General features: G+C 44.1%; 16 protein-coding genes. 8 read left to right on the top strand and 8 right to left on the bottom strand.

Features of this window, described 5'->3' with window-relative positions:
- Positions 1–182 precede the first annotated feature (182 nt).
- Complete coding sequence (locus OCV37_RS07555) at positions 183–908, bottom strand: riboflavin synthase (RefSeq protein WP_038179307.1); 726 nt, start codon at positions 906–908, stop codon at positions 183–185.
- Positions 909–1,011: 103 nt separating this feature from the next.
- Positions 1,012–1,881 (bottom strand): fructosamine kinase family protein, encoded by an 870-nt coding sequence (locus OCV37_RS07550; RefSeq protein ID WP_038179309.1) that lies wholly within the window; start codon positions 1,879–1,881, stop codon positions 1,012–1,014.
- A 297-nt stretch (positions 1,882–2,178) separates the two neighbouring features.
- Between OCV37_RS07550 and OCV37_RS07545 the strand changes: the two genes are divergently transcribed.
- From OCV37_RS07545 to nagK, 3 genes are all read left to right on the top strand, one after another.
- Positions 2,179–2,520 carry a DUF3802 family protein gene (locus OCV37_RS07545; protein WP_038179311.1) on the top strand — a complete coding sequence of 114 codons (342 nt, stop codon included), beginning with the start codon at positions 2,179–2,181 and terminating at the stop codon, positions 2,518–2,520.
- Between the two features lie 138 nt (positions 2,521–2,658).
- Positions 2,659–4,725: a methyl-accepting chemotaxis protein gene (locus tag OCV37_RS07540; RefSeq protein WP_038179313.1), complete on the top strand. Its 2,067-nt coding sequence runs from the start codon at positions 2,659–2,661 to the stop codon at positions 4,723–4,725.
- Positions 4,726–4,981: 256 nt separating this feature from the next.
- Positions 4,982–5,893, top strand: a complete 912-nt coding sequence (gene nagK / locus OCV37_RS07535) for an N-acetylglucosamine kinase (protein WP_038179315.1) — start codon at positions 4,982–4,984, stop codon at positions 5,891–5,893.
- 60 nt (positions 5,894–5,953) lie between these two features.
- Here nagK and mobB read toward each other — a convergent pair whose 3' ends face one another.
- Together mobB and mobA are read right to left on the bottom strand one after the other, a co-directional pair.
- Positions 5,954–6,487 carry a molybdopterin-guanine dinucleotide biosynthesis protein B gene (gene mobB, locus OCV37_RS07530; RefSeq protein WP_038179317.1) on the bottom strand — a complete coding sequence of 178 codons (534 nt, stop codon included), beginning with the start codon at positions 6,485–6,487 and terminating at the stop codon, positions 5,954–5,956.
- A gap of 33 nt (positions 6,488–6,520) precedes the next feature.
- Positions 6,521–7,111, bottom strand: a complete 591-nt coding sequence (mobA, locus tag OCV37_RS07525; RefSeq protein WP_038179319.1) for a molybdenum cofactor guanylyltransferase MobA — start codon at positions 7,109–7,111, stop codon at positions 6,521–6,523.
- A gap of 291 nt (positions 7,112–7,402) precedes the next feature.
- On the opposite strand from mobA, the gene OCV37_RS07520 reads away from it, so the two are divergent.
- The 5 genes from OCV37_RS07520 (at position 7,403) to cobB (ending at position 13,405) form a co-directional block, all read left to right on the top strand.
- On the top strand, positions 7,403–8,776 hold the full coding sequence (locus tag OCV37_RS07520; RefSeq protein ID WP_038179321.1) for a sigma-54-dependent transcriptional regulator: 1,374 nt from the start codon (positions 7,403–7,405) through the stop codon (positions 8,774–8,776).
- Positions 8,777–9,016: 240 nt separating this feature from the next.
- Positions 9,017–9,400, top strand: a complete 384-nt coding sequence (locus OCV37_RS07515; protein ID WP_084717431.1) for a DUF3305 domain-containing protein — start codon at positions 9,017–9,019, stop codon at positions 9,398–9,400.
- Between the two features lie 320 nt (positions 9,401–9,720).
- A complete protein-coding gene (locus OCV37_RS07510) occupies positions 9,721–10,941 on the top strand; it encodes an ammonium transporter (RefSeq protein ID WP_038179322.1) in 1,221 nt (406 codons plus the stop codon).
- A gap of 296 nt (positions 10,942–11,237) precedes the next feature.
- Complete coding sequence (locus OCV37_RS07505) at positions 11,238–12,491, top strand: aromatic amino acid transport family protein (protein ID WP_038179323.1); 1,254 nt, start codon at positions 11,238–11,240, stop codon at positions 12,489–12,491.
- 197 nt (positions 12,492–12,688) lie between these two features.
- The gene (gene cobB / locus OCV37_RS07500) at positions 12,689–13,405 is read left to right on the top strand and encodes a Sir2 family NAD+-dependent deacetylase (protein WP_038179324.1); all 717 of its coding nucleotides are present in this window, start codon (positions 12,689–12,691) and stop codon (positions 13,403–13,405) included.
- 121 nt (positions 13,406–13,526) lie between these two features.
- Here cobB and OCV37_RS07495 read toward each other — a convergent pair whose 3' ends face one another.
- The 4 genes from OCV37_RS07495 to potA form a co-directional block, all read right to left on the bottom strand.
- Positions 13,527–14,579: an extracellular solute-binding protein gene (locus OCV37_RS07495; RefSeq protein WP_038179325.1), complete on the bottom strand. Its 1,053-nt coding sequence runs from the start codon at positions 14,577–14,579 to the stop codon at positions 13,527–13,529.
- Between the two features lie 159 nt (positions 14,580–14,738).
- Positions 14,739–15,521, bottom strand: a complete 783-nt coding sequence (gene potC, locus OCV37_RS07490; protein WP_038179326.1) for a spermidine/putrescine ABC transporter permease PotC — start codon at positions 15,519–15,521, stop codon at positions 14,739–14,741.
- A gap of 3 nt (positions 15,522–15,524) precedes the next feature.
- Positions 15,525–16,382, bottom strand: coding sequence for a spermidine/putrescine ABC transporter permease PotB (potB, locus tag OCV37_RS07485; RefSeq protein WP_038179327.1), 858 nt, complete (start codon positions 16,380–16,382; stop codon positions 15,525–15,527).
- Positions 16,363–17,487, bottom strand: a complete 1,125-nt coding sequence (potA, locus tag OCV37_RS07480; RefSeq protein WP_038179328.1) for a spermidine/putrescine ABC transporter ATP-binding protein PotA — start codon at positions 17,485–17,487, stop codon at positions 16,363–16,365. The genes potB and potA overlap by 20 nt, the downstream gene beginning before the upstream one ends.
- Between the last annotated feature and the right edge of the window lie 170 nt (positions 17,488–17,657).

Raw genomic sequence — 17,657 nt, 5'->3', positions numbered from 1 at the left:
ATCATATGGGTGTCGTCTGAATATATTCTATCACTGTCATACTCAGGAGGCAGCAATAATGTATACAGGAATGACTGAAAGTTGTGTAAAAGTTAGTTGTAAAGAACAAGAAAGATTGTTTTTATTCAACCGGTTGCACCTGACTGACTGGGCCAGAGTCGGCCCCTGACTCATGATGTCAGTTATTCAGTGCGATCTAATTTAGAGAGAGCCTGTTGGGCGGCTTGACCGATAGACGCGACATCTGTGTTATTTTCGGCCAAAAAACGCTCAAACAATGGCATTAAAGCGCCCATTTTCTCATCAATGGCATCACGTACCGTATCTACAACCACTTGTGTCCCACGCTCAATTTCGACATTGATGTTTGAACCGCTTTGTTTTGCTTCGAAAGTTGTCATTCTGCGGGTTTCAGGGATCAACCAGACATCGAACCAGCCTTCAGTTTTGTTGACCTCAGAAACGGTTAAGCTTGCGCCATTCAAAGCAATATAACCTTTCGGGAAAATATACTTTAGCCATTCGCGTGGTGCTGAAATGCGGATACGATAGTTGTCATCGATTTGTTGTACGTCAAGCACTGGTGTTTTGAAATCGATATGTCCTGAGAGAGGGTGACCACCGATTTCTGCCCCGTCTTTTGCAGCGCGTTCGACATTGACGCGTTGGTTCTGCCGGTATTCACTCAGTGTGGTAATCTCCAGACTTTTCAGCATGACGTCAAACTTCACTCTTGTGGCTGTCACTATTTCAGTCACGGTTAAGCAAACTCCGTCAACCGCGACACTGGCGCCAATTTCGAGATCGTTGCAGAAACCAGGTTCAAACTCAATGTGAAACGTTCTGATCCCCTGATGGTCATGGATCGATGAGATAAGACCGACAGACTGAATTATACCTGTGAACATTGTTGTTTCTCCTGTGATACCCGAATGAAAGTGTCGTCGTTAGTATTCTGAACCAGTTGGCTCTGAATTCCTAGCGTCTTCTCTCATGGCAATCGCGCTAATATTATGATTCTTCTAATATATCGCAGATCATGTGCTGGGCATCATCGAGATAATGGCCACCGAAGCAATTACAGTGGTTGAGAATGTGATAAAGATTATAGATGTGTTTCCGTTCCTGATAAGCCAGTTCTAAGGGCAAAATACTTTCATATCCTTGATAAAACTCTGGTTCAAAGCCACCAAATAGCTCTGTCATGGCAATATCGCATTCTCGATCCCCCCAATAACTCGCGGGGTCAAAACAGAAGGGGATCTCGCCATTGTCAGCAACATTACCATGCCATAAATCCCCATGGAGTAATGATGGTGTCGGTTGATGAGCGCCAAGTCGGTGGGCGATAACTTCGACAAATTTGTCGATATCAACAAACACGATGCCTTTTTCATACAGCAATTGTAACTGCCAGCCGATTCGTTGTTCTGCAAAAAAACGATGCCATTTTTTATTCCATGAATTGGGCTGAATCGTGACACCGATATAGTTGTCCTGATCAAAACCATACTCTCTTTGCTCTTCCCACTGATGGAGACGTGCGAGCTGTTCACCAAAGCGGTAGCTTCGCTCGCCGCTTTCTAACGGTTTTAAATGGATATAATCCAAGACAAGAAAAGCATGGGTCTTTGAACTGCCGACTAATCGTACCTTAGGCAGGTTCACACAATGGCTCCGAGCAAGAGCCTTGAGGTTATCCTGTTCGCAAATTAACTGTGAGAGTGCTTCTTTCTCGGTGACTTTGACGAAATATTTTTCGTGCCCGTCACCGATGACATAGCAGGCATTGATATCACCGCCATGAATCCTTTGTCTCTCATGAATTTGAAACTCTCTGCCTAATGTTAGTGATAATTGTTCTAATATACCTTGCCACATAACGATTACCTCGCAATTACGCCTCCGTAAGTCTAGGTGAGAGTCAATTATTTTTCCTATTCTTTATAATTCATAGTGACTTGGATAGGATACATCCCTTGAATAATGTGACTCAATGCATACTCTACTGCTCTGATTTGAACATTCAGATCTTGAAATTCGCTACAAATTGTCTATAGACTGTGCTAAACGTTCAAAAACAATAATTTTCTGAACTGCGCTAGTGTAAAAATTGCGTTCTATAATTAGAATAGAAGTAATCGCTGGCTTAGACATGAATCATCGTGGAGTACAAAAGTGGTTGTAGAAACCGAAGGCTATCTGGCATTGATCGAGCATCTCTCATTAAATCTCGACGTGTTCATGCACGAAGGCGATATAGGTCAGGAGAGCGTTGAGGACGTGGTAACGGATCTGGTTGCTAGTAATATTATGGATATTTTTCAGCAGAACCCCGAGCTTCACTCAAGTGTCCGTTTTCAACTGCTGAAAGAAGCAGATATGGTTGCCGAAGACTTGGAAGAAGTATTGGCTGGATGCTGGAAGAAAAAAGCAACCAATGAACAGATTAGTTTTCTGGATGAGTTTATCTCGCTGATGAAGAATCTGTTTGATACTGCTGTTGCAAAGTATGATTGAGTATGAATAATCCTCGTTTTTCATGTTAGATTTTAGTGATATGTCTATCATCGTCATAAATTTGTCATATAACTGTTACGTGACTGAAATTTTTTATTCTTAGCATCAACGCAGGTATTCACCAGATGATCAATGCAGATGCTACATATTTTCAAATTCTTTTCCTCATCTTCTCTTATCAGAATTATCAGCGCTTGTTTCGTGGCGTTTATTCTGTTTGTTGTATTGCTTTCCTATCAAGGGCTGCGCGGGCTCCATTCTGTCGCCGGGCAGTTTGATCATCTATCCAACCGGGCATTTCCTCTGGCCATTACCAATGCCCAGCTCGTGCAAGCGATTCTCGAAAATACCAAGCTGATGAGTGCCGGTATTCGGACGGCACAACAAGATCAACTGACTCAAATTCGTGGCGGTATTGCCCAAAAAATCAATGCGACCCAAACCTTATTAGAACAGCTCAAGCAAGAGGCTGATCATTCGGATCAGCAGGGCAGTCTGACCAAGGCACAACTGGATACGATTATTCATGATGTGGATGCATTTATCGCTCTCAGTCGTTCATTGATGTCGATACAAGCTGAAAAATTAAAGGATCAAGCTCAGTTAAAAGATGCCGCAGAGACCTTTCGCTATGGCGTCAGTTCTATCGGGCCGGAAATGAACCGTATCGCCAACATGCTGGCTTATGAAAATCCTGAAGCAATGGATGCTGCCAATCGCTTTGTCGCGAATGCAGCAAAAATGGAAAGTCTGTTTTTGATGCTGATGATGGAGAAAGACGAAGCCGCGGCCCAAAAATTTTATAAAACGTTGCGTACCCGGGAGTCGGCTGTGTCACTGGCTTTCGATGATTTTCGGGAAATGTATCCCGAAGTGTCTGAATTCGCCAGTCTGACGGCCCCTTATGAATTGATGGAGAAGGGGTTTGCTGAACACGGGGTTATCAAGCAGGTACTGGCACAGATTGATTTGATTCACAAGCAGGATGAACAACTCAATCAAGCGATCAGTATTGCAACCGGCACGATTCAGAAACTGGATCAGATTTCACAGAATGCCAGTCAGCAGATTAAGGAGAATCAGTCTCTCGTGAAAGAGACGTTGAGCCTGACAACGACAGCTCAGGTGTGGTTCATGGTGATTGCGATCATTGTTCTGATCATCGTTTGGTTTCTGCTACGCCGCTGGGTTCTCCATAGTTTGCGGCATATTTTGACAGAATTACATTCTCTCGCACAAAAAGACTTTTCGGATAATCTGATTGAATCCGGGCCGTCGGAATTGAGAAATGTGGCCAGAAATCTCAATGAGGTGATCGATGCGATTCGGTTATCACTCAATCAGGTCACGGAAACGTCCTCATCACTCTATCAGGCATCTGAAATCAGCCATCAAGCTTCAGAAAGTAGTCAGCGACGTTTGACCCGGCAGAATGAAGCGCTGGCAGGCATGAGTACCACTATGACCGAAATTGAAGCATCGATTAGTGAGATTGCATCCATTACCGGGGATACTTATCAGGAAAGTCAGGTTTCCGTGTCTCATGCTCAGAAAGGACTCGAAGTGTTGCTGCAGAATCAGGATGCGTTGAAATCTCTCAATGCGCGTCTGGATAGTAGTGATGATGCCATGAATGAATTAGTGAACCGGGTGGATCAGATTCAGGGGATGGTCAATTTGATTAGCGGTATTGCTGAGAATACCAATCTGTTGGCCTTAAATGCGGCGATTGAAGCAGCAAGAGCCGGCGAGCAGGGCCGCGGTTTTGCTGTTGTTGCAGATGAAGTCAGAAAGCTGGCAAGTGGTACCTCTGAGCAGACAACCAACATTCGTCAATTGATGTCAGAGCTGGTCTCATCCGCGAATCGCTCTCGTCAGGCGGTGAATGATTCGCGTCAGCAGATGTCACTGGCGTTAGCATCCGGGGAAGAGGTCAAATCGTCATTCACCTCAATTGAATTGTCGGTACAAGGCATTTGTGCGCGTGTTGAACAGATTTCTGTCGCAGCAGAGCAGCAAGAAAAAGCAACAGCCGAAGTCAATCATTCCATTGCCTTAATTGCTGAACAAGGACAACATACGGCGTTAAGTTTACAGGAAGTCGTCGGGAGTGCCGGACAAGTCTCCGACATTGCCAATCAGCAGCAAGCCATGTTGTCACAATATCAATTATCAGCGACGTCAACAGCCGCTGCATCTGCGTAATCCTCCGTTTATTCCGGCGCCAAACATCAGGTTTGGCGCAACTCATTTCTGAATATATCATCGCTGCACTGGATTCATTCAACGCTATATTATGGTGAGGGCTATATTATCGTGAGGATAGTATGGCGTGGCTGTATGATGTCCGAATGTGTATGATTCCGATAGACAAGTAGCCTCTGGATACGGTGGTATCCCATCAGGGGCCTCACCTGAAACAGACACAATATTAAAACAAAGGATGATGGAGGGGCGCGCCATGTATTATGGCTTTGACGTCGGTGGCACGAAAATTGAGTTTGGTGCATTCGATAAAACATTAACGAGAGTCGCAACCGAGCGATTGGCAACACCGTTACAGCATTATGATCAGTTTATTGCGGTGATCGCAGAGCAGGTTGAAAAATATGATGAAATTTTGAATTGTGTGGGGCAGGTCGGTCTGGGATTACCCGGCACGGAACGGGTTGATGACGGCACACTGATGGTGGCCAATATCCCGGGTCTCAACGGTCGTCGCTTGCGTCAGGATTTGGAAACGCGATTACAACGGCCGGTCAGGCTGGAAAACGATGCGAACTGTTTTATCTTGTCGGAAGCATGGGATGATTCGTTACGGGACAGTCCTTCGGTGATGGGGCTTATCTTAGGAACCGGATTTGGTGGTGGATTGGTCTATCGTGGCGAAGTCTTTTCCGGCAGAAATCATGTCGCGGGAGAAATCGGCCATATGCGCATGCCAGTTGATGCATGGTTTTGGTTAGGAGACAATCCCCCCTTATTTCAATGCGGCTGTGGTCAGCAGGGGTGTCTGGAGAGCTATATTTCCGGGCGTGGATTTGAGGCGTTGTATCAGCATCGGCACGGACAATTCAAACCGGCTGTCGAGATCATTGAGCATTTCTACGCCGGGGATACGACAGTCATCGAGTTTGTTGAATTTTTCATCGAACTTCTGGCGATATGTCTCGGGAATATCTTTACCGCCCATGATCCGCATACGGTGGTGCTTGGCGGCGGGTTATCCAATTTTGAACGGCTCTATCAGGCGTTGCCTCAGCGAATTACACGCTATTTGTTACCCATCGCACAATGTCCGGAAATCAGAAAAGCAAAATATGGTGCGACCGGTGGTGTCCGGGGGGCTGCATTTTTAAATCTCCAGCCCTGAGCGGAAACATCAACATATGGTTTTATTCATGTGACAGCCTGATTCATTCGGGCTGGATATCTATGATGCTGTGTCTTGAACGTATCGGATGACAAATTCCGCTATCTGGGCCGCGTTATTCAAATCAAGGCAGGGCAGAGGACAATCGATGTTGCGATCTGTTGCAACGGCGATAATATCCGGATCATCAGGATAGAGCCATGGCTTGTCTAAATCGTGACGGTGTAACTCTATTTTTGTAAAACGCTTTTCTTTACACCCTTCAACCAAAATCAAATCCAGATTTTCTGTGTCGAACTGCCGGAGTAAATGATAAAAATCGGGAGATGCATTTGAATATTCCGTCGTCAGAATGGCGCGTTCCGGTGTGGCAAGTAAGGTTTGCAAGGCACCGGCCTGACGCAACCGAAAGCTATCTTTACCGGGTTTATCTTGTTCAATCACATGGTGAGAATGTTTGTAAACACCGACACGGAGACCTCGCGCAATGAGTAAAGGGATCAGCGATTCGAGTAGGGTGGTTTTTCCGGTTCCGGAAAAAGCAGCGAAGCCGAGTACCGCAATATTGGGGCGTTTATCGGAAAAACGGGTCATGTTAATGATCTATCTCCGCAGGTTGTTGGGGATTCAAGTTATCGGTTGAGGTTGCAGATTTAACAGTTGTTCCGGGGTATTCACATTCATGAACATCGACTGAATATCTTGACAATCAACGGGGCGGGCACCGACTTGTTCAAAAAAACGCATCACTTTTCGTTCGCCCTGTTCCAGAAAATGTTCAAGCGGAGCGAGTATCGTGCGGTGAGCCAGTGCATAAACCGGTTGATATTTCTCACCATCATGAGCGACATAGACTTTTCCGTTGTTGTCACTTACCTGACAGAAACGCTGCACTAAATCATGGCTGACTTGAGGTCCGTCACAGGGAAGAATACCGACCCATTCCGTTTGTGCATGTTTTAAGGCGCTGTGCAGTCCCGCTAATGGCCCCGGATAATCCGGGTAAAGATCTTCAATCACAGGGGCGTACTGCCGGTAAGCGGCTTGATTGCGATTTGCACAGATCCAAAGCAAGGACGCCTGAGGTTGTAATGCTTCAATAACCCGCTGGATTAAGGGTTGTCCCTGATAAACCAACAGGCCTTTATCGTGACCGCCCATCCGGGAGGATTGACCTCCGGCGAGAATCACCCAAGTGATTTGTTGTTCTTCGAGCATATTATATTTACTTCATACCGAAAGAGGCATTCACTTTATCTCAACCACAATTAATCTCAACTACAATCTGTATGAACGAATATTCGTTTCGCGGCCGTGAATATGACGAAAGATCTGATCGATTTACTTTTGAAATAAGATCACGAAACGATTGAAGAAATGACATGGATTTGATGAATCATCAGATGAAATGATGACAATAGTATCAGGGTGAGAGACAATATTCCGTACATCATCCTGAATAATATTTTTTCCTGAAAAGGGTTGATCATCGAGCCGAGAATCATACTTGTGAAATTACTGAACGAACGACAATTTCTGACCTTTTCTGTATTGATCATTAGCCGGCAGCCAGATGTTCAAGTACAGTTTGTTCAGGCTTTATCTGGTTTGGTTTCCGGATTAGATACGGCCTGTCATCTGGAGGATAAGCGCAAATTACTGGCGCTTTATGATCTGGTTATTCTCGATGTCAACGCATGTCAACCGCATGAAATCACGCAAATCACGTCATACTTTGAGGGGGAAGTCTTACTACTGCTGAGTGACAATGAACTCAAATCAGAGCTGATCCAAGGCCACTATTATCTCTCACCGCCATTCAGCCGGTATCAGATTCAGCATGCGGCTAAGTGTGCCTTACAACGATTGATTGAAAACCAAAAATATACGGCACTGACACAGGCATTAAAGCCGCATCATCAGACAACAATTGTTGGAAATTCGGAACAAACCAAGTCTCTCAGACAACAAATCATGCAGTATGCACCGTCAAAAGCACCGGTCCTGATCGAAGGGGAAGCGGGTACGGGGAAAGCGTTGGCGGCACGCGCGATTCATGAGGCAAGTGGTCGAATCGGGCCTTTTGTGGTGGTTCATTGTGCGGATATACAGTCGAATGCCGTGGCGACAGAACAATTGTTTCATCATGGTGGTCCATTGCGTCTTGCCAATCATGGCACTCTGTATTTGGATGGTATTGAAAATATTTCGGCTGACTTTCAACATATTTTGGTGCAGTTACTGGAGGGGAGAACCGTCCAGTCGTATGGCGGAAGTTCATCGTATTTAATTGATGTCCGTTTAATATCTGCAAGTTCTCAGGGAATGCTCAATATTGTCAGAGACAATCGGTTTTGCAAAGAATTATATGACCGGTTGTCGATATTAAAAATGAATATTTCACCACTACGGGAACGATTGAGTGATTTAAGAGAGTTATTCCCTTATTTAACCCGACGGCTATGTAAGCAATTATCAGTTCCCATTCCAACATGGTTAAATGAATATGACTTTTATCAAGGTAAATATAACTGGCCGGGTAATATAAGAGAAGTTATTAACCTGATTGAGCGGTGCCTGATTATAAACAAATCTCCTAATGATTATTGGTATGAATATATGATGCAGCCATCACAATATGCATCCAAAGTAATGGTTACCGTTTCTCATCATAGTGAAATTCCTGAACTTCATCGCACAACATCACAAACGCTGATGCGTGGGTACCCAAGTGATTGGAGTCTAAAAGAAATAGAGTGGTCCCATATACAAAAGGTGGTTGAATTTTATGATGGTAATAAATCAGCTGCAGCCCGACAACTCGGTATTTCACGAAAGACACTGGATAGAAAATATAAAGAATGGCAATCAGAATCTGATTAAGGTCACTAAAATGTGTCATATCCCATTTTTTACAATAAAATTTTCTACCAATACTTCACTCTGCTCTAAAAAATGAGACATCTGCTTATTTATTGATACGCTATTCTATCCTGATATTCGGATATTAAACCTTCTTTTTATCTTGGCATCATGATGTCTGTTATACAGAACATTGTAACAAATAAAAATTGGGATGACCGAATATTTAATGCTTGCTATTAAAAAATAAGAGCGATAAATATGTCATATTTAAAAAAACCTACAAAGTCAGAAATTACATGGCTAATTGAATGTCAGTTTATTGAGCATCAGATCACAGCCGGAGCATGGATCACGATCCAAAAACAGTTAGTCGGTTTTAAACTGATTCCCGATCCCACCTCGGAAAACCTCGGTATGCTTCAACTTCACCGCCGTGAAAAGAAAGACTACCGAAGAAATCTAAAATCTAAAGAGCCCAAACTTTATGCAATATTGAACACGACCCCTCAACGAGATATTCGAATGTTGACGGCGTCTCCCCGAATCGCCCGACAATATATGGACCAAGAATATTTGGTGCTATCGAATCGGATGCCAGATGAGGTCAAAGCATGGGTTGCCTCTTATGTAGATAAGCGCTAGCGCTGCTATCGAGCATTGCTTGATTCAATGGGTGCCCAATATTGATGCATAAAATCAATATTGGTGCACTCTTTTGGGTTACAGTCATGTTGGTTAATGTTAAATAAATAAAATAGTATTTATTATTCAATTAATTATGAGCATTTTATCAATGCTCATTTTTTCTTTATAACTTGGCATAAATACTGCTTAACTCGCTGCAAACAATTATTCTCCCCAAAATGGGGATTTTTCATTTTTATTAGCACTAAGTTAGAGCGCCTGATGAGATGTCGCTTTTTTAAGCGCTTGGTGCGGTTGAATTGATGGAGAGAACGCGAATGGAGCACAACTTAAGCCAAGTTCAGGGAGCGGTCCAGACCCTGACTCAAAGTTCAGATACACTGTTTTTACTGTTAGGTGCCATCATGGTTTTTTTGATGCACGCTGGCTTTGCCTTTCTCGAAGTGGGGACGGTCCGGAAGAAGAATCAGGTCAATGCTTTGGTTAAAATACTAGTTGATTTCGGCGTATCAACCATTGCCTATTTCTTTATCGGATACTGGATTGCATACCATACGACTTTTTTCTCCAGTGCTGAAGTTCTGGCTGCCGGTAATGGTTATGCTTTGGTTAAGTTTTTCTTTTTACTGACTTTTGCCGCTGCGATTCCTGCAATTGTTTCTGGTGGTATTGCCGAAAGAGCCCGTTTTCATCCGATCATGATTGCTACTTTTTTTACCGTAGGGGTTATTTATCCGTTTTTCGAAGGCATCATCTGGAACGGTAATTTTCAGTTTCAAAATTGGCTTGAGCACTTGTTTGGTCATCCCTTCCATGACTTTGCCGGATCTGTGGTCGTTCATGCTGTAGGCGGATGGATTGCATTGGTTGCGGTGATTTTTTTGGGTATGAGAAAAGGGCGAATCCGGGCCGGAAAACATACCAACTTCGCACCATCAAATATTCCGTTTCTCGCTTTAGGGGCGTGGATTCTTAGTGTAGGGTGGTTTGGTTTTAATGTTATGTCGGCCCAAACACTCAATGGGATAAGCGGTCTGGTTGCAATGAATTCTCTGATGGCAATGGTCGGTGGAATCCTTGCTGCATTTATTGTCGGAAAAAATGACCCCGGCTTTATCCATAACGGGCCTTTGGCTGGTTTAGTTGCGGTGTGTGCCGGTTCTGACTTGATGCATCCTCTTGGTGCACTGATCACCGGGGCTATTGCGGGGGTCTTGTTTGTCTGGGTCTTTACCTGGCTACAAAATAAAACTCACATTGATGATGTACTGGGGGTTTGGCCTCTCCACGGTTTATGTGGCGCCTGGGGCGGTATTGCCGCCGGTATTTTTGGTCAGCAGTCTCTTGGTGGCATCGGTGGGGTGAGCTTTGCAGCACAGTTGTCGGGGACGATTGCCGGTATTGTGGTGGCACTTTTGGGAGCATTGATTGTTTATGGCTCACTTCAGAACATCATGGGCTTAAGACTTTCTGAGGAAGATGAATTCAATGGGGCAGATCTATCGATTCATAAAATTTCTACCATTAATGAAGAGTAATCGGTAGCGGACAAGGCACGGGGTGTATCCATGCATCCCCGTGCGTATTAGATAATGTAAAGATTGGTTTCATCTGAATAACATCTCGCCAACAACCTCATTTCGCATCATTTTTTCTTATTCATATGATTAAAAATAATCATGCATAGCACGTGGAATTCGTGACCCGGATTGAGTTTTGTCAAGCTTCTCTTCAAGTTCATACACTTCCGTATTCCCAAAACTTCTCATTGCTGGTCAAATATAACTGAAACTTATTTTTAGTATATTATTTTGCCAATGATGAGAAACTTTACATGAATACAACAATATTAGTACAAAATAACAAATATTCATCTGGTAAATGGACTTACAAAGATTTTACATGGTGCCTCTCTCTGTTTGGAACTGCAGTCGGCGCCGGCGTACTTTTCCTGCCGATTAAAGCAGGTGCGGGTGGTTTTTGGCCCTTAGTGATTCTTGCTCTGATTGCAGCACCGATGACATGGTTTGCCCATAAAAGTCTGGCGCGTTTTGTGTTATCAGCCAAGCATCCGGAATCCGATATTACCGATACGGTAGAAGAACATTTTGGCAAAACCGGAGCCAACCTGATTACATTTGCTTATTTTTTTGCAATCTATCCCATCGTATTAATTTATGGTGTGGGAATTACGAACACGGTTGATTCGTTTTTGGTGCATCAGCTTGCGTTACCATCGATTCCTCGCTGGTTACTCTCTGGCGTGTTAATTCTAACCATGACGGGTGGGGTGGTGTTTGGTAAAAACCTGATGCTGAAAGCAACCTCACTGATGGTCTACCCATTGGTTTTGATCTTACTCGCATTATCGGTGTATCTGATTCCTGACTGGAATACATCGATGATGGAAGTCAAACCAGATTGGTCGGGAATGCCGATGATTATTTGGTTGGCCATTCCGTTGATTGTATTTTCGTTTAATCACAGCCCGATTATTAGCCAATTTACCAAAGAACAACGTTTAACCTATGGTGATGATGCCGCCCAGAAGACGGATATGATTACCGGTGGTGCTGCATTTATGCTGATGGCATTTGTGATGTTTTTTGTATTCTCGGTTGTTCTGTCTCTGTCTCCGGCGCAACTCGCTGTTGCGAAAGCACAGAATATTTCTGTATTGTCTTATCTGGCGAATGAACATGATTCACCGTTGATCTCTTATTTAGGGCCGATTGTGGCGTTTGCTGCGATCACTTCCAGTTATTTTGGTCATTTTCTGGGGGCTCATGAAGGATTGGTCGGGCTGATTAAGTCTCGCAGCAACATGGCGGTGAAATCAATTGATCGATTGTCGCTGATTTTTATTGTATTCACGACGTGGATCGTTGCGATTATTAATCCGAGTATTTTAGGGATGATTGAAACCATGGGTGCACCGATGATTGCAGCGATTCTGTTTATCATGCCCGTTTACGCGATGAGACGAGTTGACGCGATGAAGATGCTCAGAACCTCGCTACCGGTACAAATCTTTACGGTGATCTGCGGGTTGGCAGCCATTACTTCCGTCATTTGTGGCGCTTTGTAAAGATCAACTGTTCCGAATCGTCTCTCATTAGACACCCCCATCGGGATAATCCCTGTGGGGGTGTGTTGATTTTGATTGAATAGAAAGTATCTTGCAGATGATTATGCGACTGAAGGCGAGGTATACCATTGTCTATTTTTTTCTGCAAAAAAGATCAGGTATATTAAAGTCAAAACATGAAAGCATAAGGATATGACATGCACTATCCATATCGTAATATTGTTATTCTTACGGGAGCCGGCATTTCTGCAGAATCAGGTATTCAAACGTTCAGAGCGCAGGATGGCCTGTGGGAAAACCACAGTATCGAGGATGTTGCGACTCCCGAAGGGTTTGAGCGTAATCCGGAACTGGTTCAGAATTTTTACAATCAACGGCGCCAAAAACTTCTCTCTGCATCGATTCAACCCAATCCTGCCCATCTCGCTTTAGGTCGACTCGAAGCTGAGCTTGACGGTCAGGTGACCGTCATTACACAAAACATCGATAATTTACATGAGCGCGGTGGCAGCATGAATGTGATTCATATGCACGGCGAATTGTTGAAAGCGCGGTGTTGTGAGTCTCAGCAAGTGATTGATCAAACCGATGATTTACATATGGGTGATCTTTGCCACTGCTGTCAGATCCCTTCTCAGCTACGTCCTCATATTGTCTGGTTTGGTGAAATGCCATTAAGAATGGGAGACATCTATACCGCACTTGAACAAGCCGATTTATTCGTTTCCATAGGAACGTCAGGGGTGGTTTATCCTGCGGCGGGGTTTGTTCATGACGCAAAAATGCATGGTGCCCATACGATAGAAATTAATCTTGAACCCAGTGCCGTTGAGAGTGAATTCGTTGAAAAACGTTATGGCAAGGCCAGTATTGAGGTTCCGAGACTGGTTGATGAACTGCTCTCGTCTGATTAAGTGGTCGGGCGGAGCAGGAGAGTCGTACCGTATCGATAACCACCGGCAATGAAAAAAGTGGCGTGAGCCACTTTTTTCGATAGCGATCATTTGTTTGTTCGCGACTGAACAAACGATGTCATTAGTTACTGACTTTTAGTTTTTGATAATACGCTTCGTACAAATGATTTGCCTCTCCGACTTCATCTTGCCAGACGCCGCTGTCCATAACGGATTGAGGCGGGAAGATATTCGGATCATTGGCAAATTTGCTTGGTAATAATGGATAGGCAGCTTTAACCGGGGTCGGATAACCAATCTCCAGTGCAATTTTGGCGGCATTTTCCGGACGAAGCAGGAAATCGATCATTTTATGAGCCGCTTTCACATGTTTCGCTCCGGAAGGGATGGCCAGACTATCCATCCAGAAAATAGTGCCTTTTTCCGGCCAGACAATCTCAATCGGTGCACCTTCTTGCCGTGCCATATAAGCGGAACCATTCCACAGCATACCCAGAGAAACTTCGCCGGCAATATATGGATTGGCCGGAAAATCTGAATTAAAAACCAGCACATTCGGTATGAGCGATTTCAATGCTTCATAAGCCGCTTTGATTTCATCAGGATTAGTGGTATTCGGAGAGTAGCCCAGTTTTGACAGTGCGATATGGAATACTTCACGCGCGTCATCCATCAGCAAGATTTGGCTTTTCCATTTCGGATCCCACAAATCGTCCCAGCGATGGAGCGTTGATTTATCAACCAGATCGGTGTTGACCCCGATGCCTGTCGCTCCCCAGATATAAGGAATTGAATAGTTGTTATTCGGATCAAACGATTTATTCAGATAATTAGAGTCTAATCCGTCAAAGTGAGGTAGCAGAGATTTGTCAATCGGTTGCAACATCCCTTCTTTGCGCATTTTGGAGACAAAGTAAGTTGACGGTACAACTAAGTCATAGCCCGATCCTTGAGTTTTCAACTTTGCGTACATCGTTTCATTCGATTCGTAAGTTGAATAGATCACTTTAATCCCGGTTTCTTTGGTAAACTCCTGAAGGATTTCATTGGGAATATATTCTGACCAGTTATAGAAATAGAGCGTTTGATCGTCTGTCGCACTATCGTTTGCCATACTATAGCCGGAAAATAACGCGGCTGTAGCCAAAATACCTGCAAAGAATTTATTTTTCATTGTTGCTGTGGGTCCCTGTTAACCATGGAAAATTTAAATCACACGAAAGAGATGGTGCCGTCCGTCAGTGTGAATTCTGGAATTCAAAACAATTCATGATCGCAAATGAAGCTTATATCAAAATTCAAAGATAAATCGTTTGTGATCTGTGTGACCATTTTATTTTAGATGGCGTTGTAACTTGTCTCTCCCAATATAGTGAGAAATCGCAACCAGTGTAAATGAAATCAGTAACATGACGGTTGCCAGCGCATTGACTTCCGGAGAGATACCGACTTTTACCATCGAGTAAATTTTTAAAGGGAGTATTTCGTAGCTCGGGCCGGTCACGAAGGAGCTGATAATGACATCGTCCAGTGAGAGGGTAAAGCTAATCAGCCAGCCGGAGGCCACGGCCGGTTTGGCTAATGGAAAAATAATCTTAGACAGAATGACCCATTCACTGGCACCCAGATCCCGCGCAGCTTCCAGCATTTTGACATCAAACCCATTCAGACGCGTATAGACAGCGACAACGACAAAAGGCAGACAAAATGTAATATGGGAAAAGAATAATGTGAAGAACCCAAGATGGACACCGAGGACAAGAAAAAGAGCCAACAGAGAAATTGCCATGACGATATCCGGTGACATCATCACAACAAACAACATGCCATTGACAAGGGGTTTTCCACGAAAGCGATACCGAAATAGGGCGACTGCGGTCAAACTCCCGATGATAGTTGCTGTCGTAGCAGAAAACACAGCAACATTCAAAGAGTGCCATGCTGCTTGCATTAAACTGTCATTCCCGATGAGCGCGTGATACCACTTTGTGGAGAAACCATCCCACCGCATGCCAAATTTATTGGCATTGAATGAATTCACGATCAAAACAAAAATCGGTAGATACAGAAAACTATAGACGGCCGTCATCAAACTAAAACGAAAGATTTTTGTCATGATTTACAGTTCCATTTTTCTGTTTAACAGGCGACCGGTCTTATAGTAGACAAACAGTAACAGTGCCATGACCAATGTCAGCGCAATACTGGTTGCTGCCCCGGCAGGCCAGTCTCGTGCGTTGAGTATCTGACTCTTAATAATATTACCGATCAGTGGATTTTTCGCGCCACCTAATAAATCAGAAATATAGAACATGCCAAGTGCCGGTAATAAGACCAATAAACAACCGCCGATAATTCCCGGCATCGTCAGGGGAATAATAATTTTGATTAAGGTCTGAAACTTATTCGCACCGAGATCTTGGGCAGCTTCGACATAAGCGTGATCCAGTTTTTCAAATGCAGAGTAAAGCGGCAAAATCATAAAAGGCAGTAAAATATAGACGAGCCCGATCATGACAGCAATTTCGGTATACATGACTCGAAATGGGGTATCAATCACGCCTAAACTAAGCAGAAACTTATTCAGGATGCCATTGGTGCCCATGACGATTTTCAACCCATAGGTTCGAATCAGAGAGTTAGTCCAGAACGGCACGATTACCAGAAATAACAGAAAAGGACGGCGGGATTCCGGCATTTTTGCGATCATAAAGGCAAAGGGATAGCCGATGAACAAACAGAGTAAGGTTGCGATCCCCGCCATGTAAAATGAATGTCCCAGCACTTTGATATAAAGCGGGTCGATCAAACGAATATAATTTTCCCACGTGAGTGTAAAGTCGATCAGGCGAGTCTCATCTCTGGTGAGGAAGCTCGTTCCGATCACCATCAGGTTCGGGATGAAAACAAAAAGCAGTAACCAACTGACAATCAGGTAGATAATCGCTTGACGGAGACTAATTCGAGGCATTTTCATCCAGAACGACCTCCCAGCTTTCAACCCAAGTGAGGACAACTTTTTGACCGAGAGAGTGATCGACATCAGGATCATCTTCGTTGAAAAATTCACTGACCATAATGCGCAGGCCGGACGATAATTCCACCACTGAATCTAACGTCATTCCTTTGTAGGTCCGGTCAATGATATGTCCGGTAATTCCTTCGCTATCGGTTTCTTTTACTTCTTTCAGACGAATATCTTCAGGACGCAACAAAACCTGAAGCCGCTGACCGGCGGTTACCGGTTTATCGAAGTCAATCACCGCATTCGTGCCTTCAATTGACACAAGAATCCGTCGCTCATCTACTCTTTCGATTGTCACGGCTTCAAAGACATTGATTTCACCGATAAAGCGGGCAACGAAAAGGTTTTTCGGATCTTCATAAATGGCTTTCGGTGTCCCGTCTTGCTCAATATTGCCGTCTCTCATGACAATAATCCGATCCGACATTGATAAGGCTTCTTCCTGATCATGGGTCACGAAAATAAATGTGATTCCCAGCTGACGCTGAAGTTGTTTGAGTTCGACCTGCATCTGTTGACGCAGTTTGTAGTCGAGTGCGGATAATGACTCATCCAGCAAGAGAACTTTCGGTTTATTGACCATTGCCCGGGCAATGGCAACCCGTTGTTGCTGTCCACCTGACAGCTGATGCGGTTTGCGTCCGGCATAGTCGTCTAAGCGTACCATTTTCAGCACTTCGAAGACTCGGGTGTGAATCTCCGCTGCCGGTACTTTGCGCATTCTCAACCCAAAAGCAACATTGTCAAAGACGGTCATATGAGGGAAGAGGGCATAGCTTTGGAAAACGGTATTGACATTACGACGTTCTGCCGGGATAGCCGTCACATCCTGCCCGTCGAGAAAAATATGACCTTCATCGGCTGATTCAAATCCCGCAATCATTCTCAGAATGGTTGTTTTACCACATCCGGATGGCCCGAGAATGGTTAAAAACTCCCCGTGATTGACTTGCAATGAAAAATCATCAATGATTTTTTTTCCGTCGTAACTCTTGCTCATTCCTACCAGAGAAACTAGCGGAGATTCATGTGGTTGTGCTGCGTTCAATGTTTCCATTCTCCATTGAAAGGCTGAGACTGTCAGCGTCGATTAAGGGATGTCTCATGGCGATTCACGCTATCCGCTGCATCATAATATTCACTCATTTGAAGTCAATTCAATTTTCGGGACTTGACGATGAATTTTTATGATGACATCGGCAAACTGCTCATTTTGCGAGCGAAAAT

Source organism: Vibrio rhizosphaerae (assembly GCF_024347095.1).
In the GTDB taxonomy this organism is placed as follows: Bacteria; Pseudomonadota; Gammaproteobacteria; order Enterobacterales; family Vibrionaceae; genus Vibrio; species Vibrio rhizosphaerae.
Note: the sequence above shows the minus strand (reverse complement) of the source record. Positions and strands in the feature narration are given on the sequence as shown.

Coding starts and splice junctions, on each gene's coding strand:
- OCV37_RS07555 (WP_038179307.1), bottom strand. CDS start 908: ATGTTCACAGGTATAATTCAGTCTGTCGGTCTTATCTCATCGATCCAT.
- OCV37_RS07550 (WP_038179309.1), bottom strand. CDS start 1,881: ATGTGGCAAGGTATATTAGAACAATTATCACTAACATTAGGCAGAGAG.
- OCV37_RS07540 (WP_038179313.1), top strand. CDS start 2,659: ATGCTACATATTTTCAAATTCTTTTCCTCATCTTCTCTTATCAGAATT.
- nagK (WP_038179315.1), top strand. CDS start 4,982: ATGTATTATGGCTTTGACGTCGGTGGCACGAAAATTGAGTTTGGTGCA.
- mobB (WP_038179317.1), bottom strand. CDS start 6,487: ATGACCCGTTTTTCCGATAAACGCCCCAATATTGCGGTACTCGGCTTC.
- mobA (WP_038179319.1), bottom strand. CDS start 7,111: ATGCTCGAAGAACAACAAATCACTTGGGTGATTCTCGCCGGAGGTCAA.
- OCV37_RS07515 (WP_084717431.1), top strand. CDS start 9,017: ATGTCATATTTAAAAAAACCTACAAAGTCAGAAATTACATGGCTAATT.
- OCV37_RS07510 (WP_038179322.1), top strand. CDS start 9,721: ATGGAGCACAACTTAAGCCAAGTTCAGGGAGCGGTCCAGACCCTGACT.
- OCV37_RS07505 (WP_038179323.1), top strand. CDS start 11,238: ATGAATACAACAATATTAGTACAAAATAACAAATATTCATCTGGTAAA.
- cobB (WP_038179324.1), top strand. CDS start 12,689: ATGCACTATCCATATCGTAATATTGTTATTCTTACGGGAGCCGGCATT.
- OCV37_RS07495 (WP_038179325.1), bottom strand. CDS start 14,579: ATGAAAAATAAATTCTTTGCAGGTATTTTGGCTACAGCCGCGTTATTT.
- potC (WP_038179326.1), bottom strand. CDS start 15,521: ATGACAAAAATCTTTCGTTTTAGTTTGATGACGGCCGTCTATAGTTTT.
- potB (WP_038179327.1), bottom strand. CDS start 16,382: ATGAAAATGCCTCGAATTAGTCTCCGTCAAGCGATTATCTACCTGATT.
- potA (WP_038179328.1), bottom strand. CDS start 17,487: ATGGAAACATTGAACGCAGCACAACCACATGAATCTCCGCTAGTTTCT.